This is a genomic window from Mucilaginibacter sp. P4_G9 (assembly GCF_056400985.1).
The window spans coordinates 1-7,149 of the sequence record NZ_JBFUKF010000260.1 but is presented as its reverse complement, the minus strand read 5'-3'; the positions used below and the strand labels follow the sequence as shown (position 1 = coordinate 7,149).

Here is a 7,149-nt window from a genome sequence, read left to right as displayed (position 1 = left end):
GCTTTAGCCAATTGCTTAGGGTCATAATTTAGTTTTGTTAAAACCCTGTCGATAGTTTTTTGCATGGTTGGCCGGGCCACCATGATAGATTCCGGGCCGCCTTCGGTAAGGCCGCCGCTGTAAACGGTATTCAATAATATATGCCATGCATTATCTGCATTAGCATTTGTTTGTCCATAACGCCTGCGGGCATAATTGCTTACCCAGGCATCCGCGTCAATAGGGGTATCGCGCCAAACGTTTTCAAGCATCAAGGCAAACAGCGCTGGGTTTTGCTCTATCCCTTCGGGTGTTATGCCTATACCTGTCATGTTTTTTGATTCGGGGTCGTGCAAGGCAATCGCGGGATCGGCGGCTACATGACGCATCCGGCCAAACAAGCTAATGTTACCGCCAAAATTTTGAAGCATACTCCAGATCCATGGTTTGCCGTAATAAGCATCGGTACGGTTCCATACCGGGTGGGCATCGCTGTACAGATCCAGAACAATCATTTGATCATCCGGTACAGCATTTAACAACGCCTTGATCTGCTGCGGCTGCCAAAACTTGTTATTGTAATGAAACATCCAGCCCTGCATTACCCATACCGCTTTGGGATCGGCAGCGGTCATAGACCTGAAAACCTTTTTACTCATCCCATCCAGGTAGGTAGAATCGTTGGTAGGAGGGACGTTTTCATTAAAAGTATCTGCAGAATAAAGATGATCTGTACCAAACTCTTTGGTTTGTGCTTCTATATATTTTTTGCCAATGGATTCAAATAATTCATCATCCGGGTCAAGAATATACACATCCGGAAAACCGGCATCCCAGTTGGTTTTTTTTACTTTTGCCTTCGGGAACCTATCTTTAAAAGAAGGCGGCACGTGACCTGTAAATGACGACAATACAGGTTTCATCCCAAATAAACGTTCGCGCTCCAATATCTTTTTTTGCAATGCTTTGTGGGTATCCATCCAATGCTGTGGCAGGGGGCCGCCCCATGCATCAATATTGCCCATCCAAAACCAGGAGAAATAGGCCGGTCCGCAAAAAAAAGCGTCCAGTTCTTTATCTGTAAAGCCCATGCTTTTGTATACATCTTGCCAAACGGCTTCTTCGCCGGTAATAGCCAGCGGCATGTTAATGCCGTTGAGGGCCATCCAGTCAATTTCTTTTTGCCAGCGTTCCCAATCCCACCAGGCCATGGTATAATTAAAGGTGCAATAGTTAAGGTAGTAGCGGTATTTGTATGGGGTGGTTTTATGAACCTTAACGCTAACTGCAGGCAAATTTGCAGGCAGGTTTAAGTTGGTACCATTCCAGCCTATATCACAAAAGCAGTAATTTTTAAGGTAGTAATTTAAGGCCGCGGCTACAGATAAGCCATTGCTACCACGTAAAACTATTTTACCATTACGGTTATCAAGCTCAAAAGCATCCTTGCCGTTATCCTGGGCGATGGACTCGATTAAAAAAGCACCCGATTTGCCCGGAATAACCCGTTCAATAAAATCAAGGGAGGCTTTTTGATCAACCTGGGCGTAGGTATTTAAACTAAATGCGGTAACAATAAATATCAATAAACCTTTTTTCATTATTTAAGCTGGTTCTTTTTTGTATAGGGTATTATTTAAATAAAAATGCCGGTAGCCAACACAAATTGATTAACAAATCATTGCTGGCTACCGGCATTTAATAGATCATTACTTAAAAGTTTGGATTTTGTTTTAAAACGCCTTTACTCTTATCAATTTCTACCTGTGGTAATGGGAAATAATAATTTTTAGGGCGAACAAATGTCACCGTTTTGGATTGGTCAATTGGCGCTTTTGAAACTGCCTTGTTGTATATGGCTGCTATATCAACAATGTTTTTCTTGTCCCAGCGCATTAAGTCCTGGTGACGCTGGTCCTCGCCTGCAAGTTCAACACGGCGCTCATGGATCAGCTGTGGCATTCCGGCACCTACAACCGGCGGCAACAATGTTGATGCCCGGCGTCTTACCTGGTTTATCAGTGCATCACCTGCGCCTGCGCCCTGGGTACGAATAAGGGCCTCTGCTACCAACAGGTAAATATCAGCCGACCGCATTAAAGGTACCGCGAAGGTATGATCAACTCCACCACCATCGGCCGTGGTATTAAATACAGCATACTTTTTGAAAGCAAACCCGGTTGCCGACAGATCGGCAGTAAAAGTGGTTAAACCATTACCATCGCCCAGGTCAACCTTATCGCCAACAGTTAATAAAGTGGCCGCCTTACGTGGGTCATTAGCTTCAAACTCGTTTGCAAGCCCCTGTAAAGGCTGGCTAAAGCCGTAACCGCCCCATGGCCTTGGGATGTAGTAAACAGTAAAATCGTTTTGAACTACGTTTTGTACCGCCTGGATGGAGAAAAGGATCTCGGTGCTATTTTCATTTGCGCGGGTAAAGTTATCGGTATAATTAGCAGCCAACGCGTAGTGCGGGTTTGAAACTACTTTTTGACCTGTCGCAATAGCTTCTGGTAATTTTTCCCAGTACATATACAGCTTGGTAAGCAATCCCAGTGCGGTGCCTTTGCTTACACGGCCACGGTCTGCCGCGCCATAGCTTTCGGGTAGCAAATCAACAGCTTTCAACAAATCGCTTTCTATTTGTTTCCTTACTTCCTCAATCGGTGATTTTGGTACGTTAAAATTCAATTTGGTATAATCATCTTCGGTAATGATAGGTACATCGCCATGAATGATCATTAAACGCCAGTAACCAAAAGCCCTTAAAAAATAAGCTTCACCCATGCTACGGCTTTTAACATCCGCAGATATGGCTGTTATTTTGGGGATATTGATGATGCAATTGGTGGCACGGTTAATTTCCTCATATCTCCACTTCCACGGGTACCTGATAGCCGCGTTTGATGCATCATAGGTAAGGTTTTCAATACCTTCATCCTCGCCGTGGTCGCCAGAACGCCAGTAATCGTCAGATGGTGTGTCAAAAGTAGCTTCCGCGTGGCCAATATAATCCTCTTCCGGCAAAATGCTGTAAATACCGGTTATCGCGTTAACGGCATCGGTTTCATTACGAAAATAGTTTGCAGAGCTGTAAACACCGGTTTGCTTTAAATCAAGTGCCTTTTTACAGCCGCTACCTAATAAAGTAAGCACTGTAAGCGTATATAATATTTTGTTCGATTTCATGATTTTATAATTTAACTGTTAAACCGAATGTAATTGTTCTTACTGACGGATACTGGGCTACGTCGACCCCTCTTTGATAGTTCCCGTTGGTATAACCTAACTCGGGCGTATAGCCTTTGTACTTAGTTATAAAAAACAGGTTCTGGCCCGATGCATAAAACCTAACACCTTTCAAAGTAGCCTTTTTAGTCCAGCTGGCCGGGAGGGTATAACCTAAGGTTGCGTTTTTGAGGCTTACATAGTTTCCGCTTTCTACAAAGAGGTCAGATGTGCGATAGTTATCATTGGCGCGGTCAAGCGACATTCTTGGAATGGTATTGCTTGTACCGGGAGCAGTCCAGCGTCCTAAGTCTTCGGCATACAGGTTAAACGGATAGGTAGGATCTATTCCCTGCATCCTATCAGCGTTATATAGTTTTACACCAAATACACCGGTGAAGTTTGCCGAAAAATCAAACCCTTTATAAGATATGCTGCCTTGCAGGCCCGCTGTAACATTTGGATTAGGATTACCTAAAATTGTACGGTCGTTACCATCAATCTGGCCATCGCCGTTTAGGTCAAGAAAACGTACGTCGCCGGGTTTAATGTTCGCCTTCCGCGAATCATTTTTAAGAGCAGGATCGTTATCAATGTCGGCCTGGGTTTGGTACAAGCCATTGGTTTTCCAGCCATAAAATGAAGCTATCGGCTGTCCCTGGTAAGTTCTGGCAATTTCCTGGCTCGAGCGGCCATATACGGTTGAACCAACAAATGTTCCTTCACCGTTTAGTTTGGTTACCTTGTTTTTGATGAATGAGGCGTTGGCACCGAAAGAATATTTTACCTTGTCACCACCCTGATAGTTAAATTCAAACTCTACTCCGTGGTTGTTCATGGTACCAATGTTTTGGTAAGGAATAACTACTGATCCTGCCGTACCTACAACAGGTGGCGGTAGAAGCATATCCTTTGTGTTTTTATTAAACCAGGTTAATGTTGTGCTTAACTGGTTGTTTAAAAAGCCTGCATCCAAACTGATATTGGTCATGGCTGTGCGCTCCCAGGCTACCACCTGGTTGGCCAGGGTGGCAACTGCAGCACCTGTATAACCAACGCCGCCAAACGTATAGCCATTGTTTTCGTAGGTACTGCCAAGCTTAATTAAACTGGCATATTGAAATGAGGGTATGTTTTGATTACCCAGTTCGCCGTAGCCGCCGGATAATTTAAGGTTGCTTATCCAGGATATATTTTTGATAAAAGCTTCGTTTGATAACCTCCAGCCCAAAGAGAATGCCGGGAAGTAACCCCATCTTTTATTCGGCGCAAATTTTGAAGATCCATCCGCGCGGAAGGTTAGTGTAGCCAGAAAACGGGCATCGTAGTCATAAAACAACCTGCCAAAACCCGATTGAAGGGAAGTTGGGTCGGGGATTAAGCTTGTGTTAAACTGGCTGTTACCTGTTCCAAGCAATCGTTGATCTTCAGATGTATCGTCATACCCTAACCTTGATGCGCCAAAACCGTAAGTGTTAGATCTTTGGTAAGAGTAACCACCTGTAAACGTTACATGGCTTTTGCCAAAAACTTTATCATAGGTAATAAACGACTCCAGCAACTGTGACGATAATTCGCTCTCTGCCTGGGATAATGACGAGGTGGTATTTTGCCTTGCCTGGTTAACATCCGCAATATTAAAATTATACGCGCGGTTTAAGGTCCCATCATACGCGTAGTTTACACGCAGTTTCAATTCTTTTAAAAACGTGATCTCGGCAAAAGCGTTGGCCAGGGCGCGATATTTTTTGTTAAACCTATCGGCCTGCTGTATGGTTGCATATGGGCTGTTGATATCGCCCAACTGGTTGGCAAAAGCTTTTGATGTACCGTATGATCCGTCGGCATTAACCAACGGTATAGCAGGGTTAAAACGCAACGCAGAAAAAATTAAACCGGTTTGCGAATTGTTATTATCAAATCCGTTACTATTAGCGTAGTTTAATTGGATATTTTCGCCCAGCTTTAACCAATCGGTTACCTTATGCTCGGAGTTAATACGCGTACTGAAACGTTTGAAATTGGTTTTATCAATAATACCATCCTCGTTATAAATAGAAGTTGAAAAATAATAAATAGATCCATCATTGCCACCGGTAATGTTTACATCACCATTGGTTACGTGGCCGGTTTTCATGATGGCCCGTTGCCAATCCGTTCTTTGTGTTGCATAATAGGCATCGGTCCATGGCGCGTCAATAGCTACACCATCATTGGTATAACGCTCCCTTTTCAATTTGTAAAGATCAGGCGCGGTTAGCAGGTTCAAATACTTGGTTGTATTTGAAAAACCATTGTAAAAGTTAACATTGGTAGCTAACTTTTGGTTGTAAGTACCTTTGCGTGTAGTTACCAATACCACGCCGTTGGCAGCACGTGTACCGTAAATAGCAGCAGCCGAAGCATCTTTCAATATATCTACCGAAGCGATATCATTAGGGTTGATATCACTTAAAGCATCTGGGTTATTGGTAGGTACGCCATCAATAACCACCAGCGGGTTGGCATCATTTACGGTACCTGTACCACGAATCCTGATGCTTGGCGCAGCGCCGGGCGAGCCATCGTTACGTACAATGTTTACACCACTGGCACGGCCATCTAAAGCCTGGGCGGCAGATGCCACCGGCAGGTTTTGAATATCGGCGCCTTTAACACTGGCTACCGAGCCGGTAACATCCATTTTTTTACTGGTACCGTAACCTACCACAACAACTTCTGTTAAAGCAGATGGCAGGGCAACAAGTGTGATAGACAACGCCTGATCGCTGGTTATGGTAACTATCTTTTTCTCGAAACCTATATAACTAAACTCCAATACACCGTTAACGGGGGCATTTATAACGAAGTTGCCGTTAATATCAGTTGTTACACCCAGGTTGGTGCCTTGCAGCCTGATATTTACACCAATTAGTGGTTCGCCTTTGTTGTCGACAACCTTGCCTTTAACAAGTAATTGGTTAACGCTGGTTTCTGGTGTAGATATAATAACTACATGGTCATCCGCTACTTTGTAGGGCAGTTTATTATCAATGAGCGCTCCTAATACCTGCTCAATAGTTGCATCCTGCACATTAATATCAACCTTGCCTAATTTTTTCAGGGATGCATAGTTGTAAAAAAAGCGGTAATCGCTTTGTTTTTGGATTTTAGTAAGTATACTACTTACCTCAGTTTGCTTAATGCTGAGTGTGAATTTCTGTTGCGAGTATACACTGGCCGAAACCTGCATACATGTTGCCAGAATGAGAAAGAATACTGCTTTCATTAGCAAAATAACTTTAAGGCATACGGGGGCATATGGACTTGCAAATGCCCTTGTTGTTTTTTTCATTACATTTGTTTTGAAAATTAATGGATAGAGTAAGCGCCGTCATAACACTCTTACTCTTAATAATAAATCCCAGATTTTTGCAGGGAAGAGTTGCACCTCTTCCCTTGTTTATTTATAGGGGTTTTCAGGAATCTGATAAGTAAATATTTCTCTTCATGCTGCGGGGTTAGTTAATATTAGTTGAATTGTTTATTTTTTAATCTTGTACGCCAGGTAAACAGTGTTCCCATCGATTTTTGTTTGTAAAGGCACTATTTGCTTCAGGAAATTCAGTGCGGTATCCAGGCTCTCATTTTCAAGTACGCCACTTATCTGTTCTTTCTTTAAAGCCTCATTTTCAAATATGATGTGCACATTATATTTACGTTCCATTTGGCGGGCTACATCTTCAAAATCATTATTAACAAACATGATTTTATGCTCCGTCCAGGCATTTTCCTGGTAGGTATCATTGCTGATGTTGGGCAGCGAAGCTACTTCATATTTTATTTTGGCCACATTCACCTTATTTGATTGATGATCGGCAATTAATAGCTGGTTATTTATAGTAAGTTTTTCATGCGGCGATAAAATGATCTTCTTTTCCGGATCGTCGGTCAGTTCTACCT

General features: G+C 43.0%; 4 protein-coding genes. All 4 read right to left on the bottom strand.

What is annotated here, in order from left to right:
* Positions 1-1,580 (bottom strand): alpha-N-acetylglucosaminidase (locus tag AC1DPZ_RS18825; RefSeq protein WP_477406237.1); only part of this gene is annotated, 1,580 nt, incomplete at its 3' end.
* A 112-nt stretch (positions 1,581-1,692) separates the two neighbouring features.
* Entirely contained in the window at positions 1,693-3,168 is a 1,476-nt protein-coding gene (locus AC1DPZ_RS18820; RefSeq protein ID WP_477406235.1) for a RagB/SusD family nutrient uptake outer membrane protein, read from the bottom strand.
* A gap of 4 nt (positions 3,169-3,172) precedes the next feature.
* Positions 3,173-6,541: a TonB-dependent receptor gene (locus AC1DPZ_RS18815; protein ID WP_477406233.1), complete on the bottom strand. Its 3,369-nt coding sequence runs from the start codon at positions 6,539-6,541 to the stop codon at positions 3,173-3,175.
* A gap of 189 nt (positions 6,542-6,730) precedes the next feature.
* Positions 6,731-7,149, bottom strand: a 419-nt coding sequence (locus tag AC1DPZ_RS18810) for a FecR family protein (RefSeq protein ID WP_477406231.1), incomplete at its 5' end; no start/stop codon positions are given.

Excerpts from the sequence above, each read along its gene's own strand:
- AC1DPZ_RS18820 (WP_477406235.1), bottom strand. The coding sequence starts at position 3,168 with ATGAAATCGAACAAAATATTATATACGCTTACAGTGCTTACTTTATTA.
- AC1DPZ_RS18815 (WP_477406233.1), bottom strand. The coding sequence starts at position 6,541 with ATGAAAAAAACAACAAGGGCATTTGCAAGTCCATATGCCCCCGTATGC.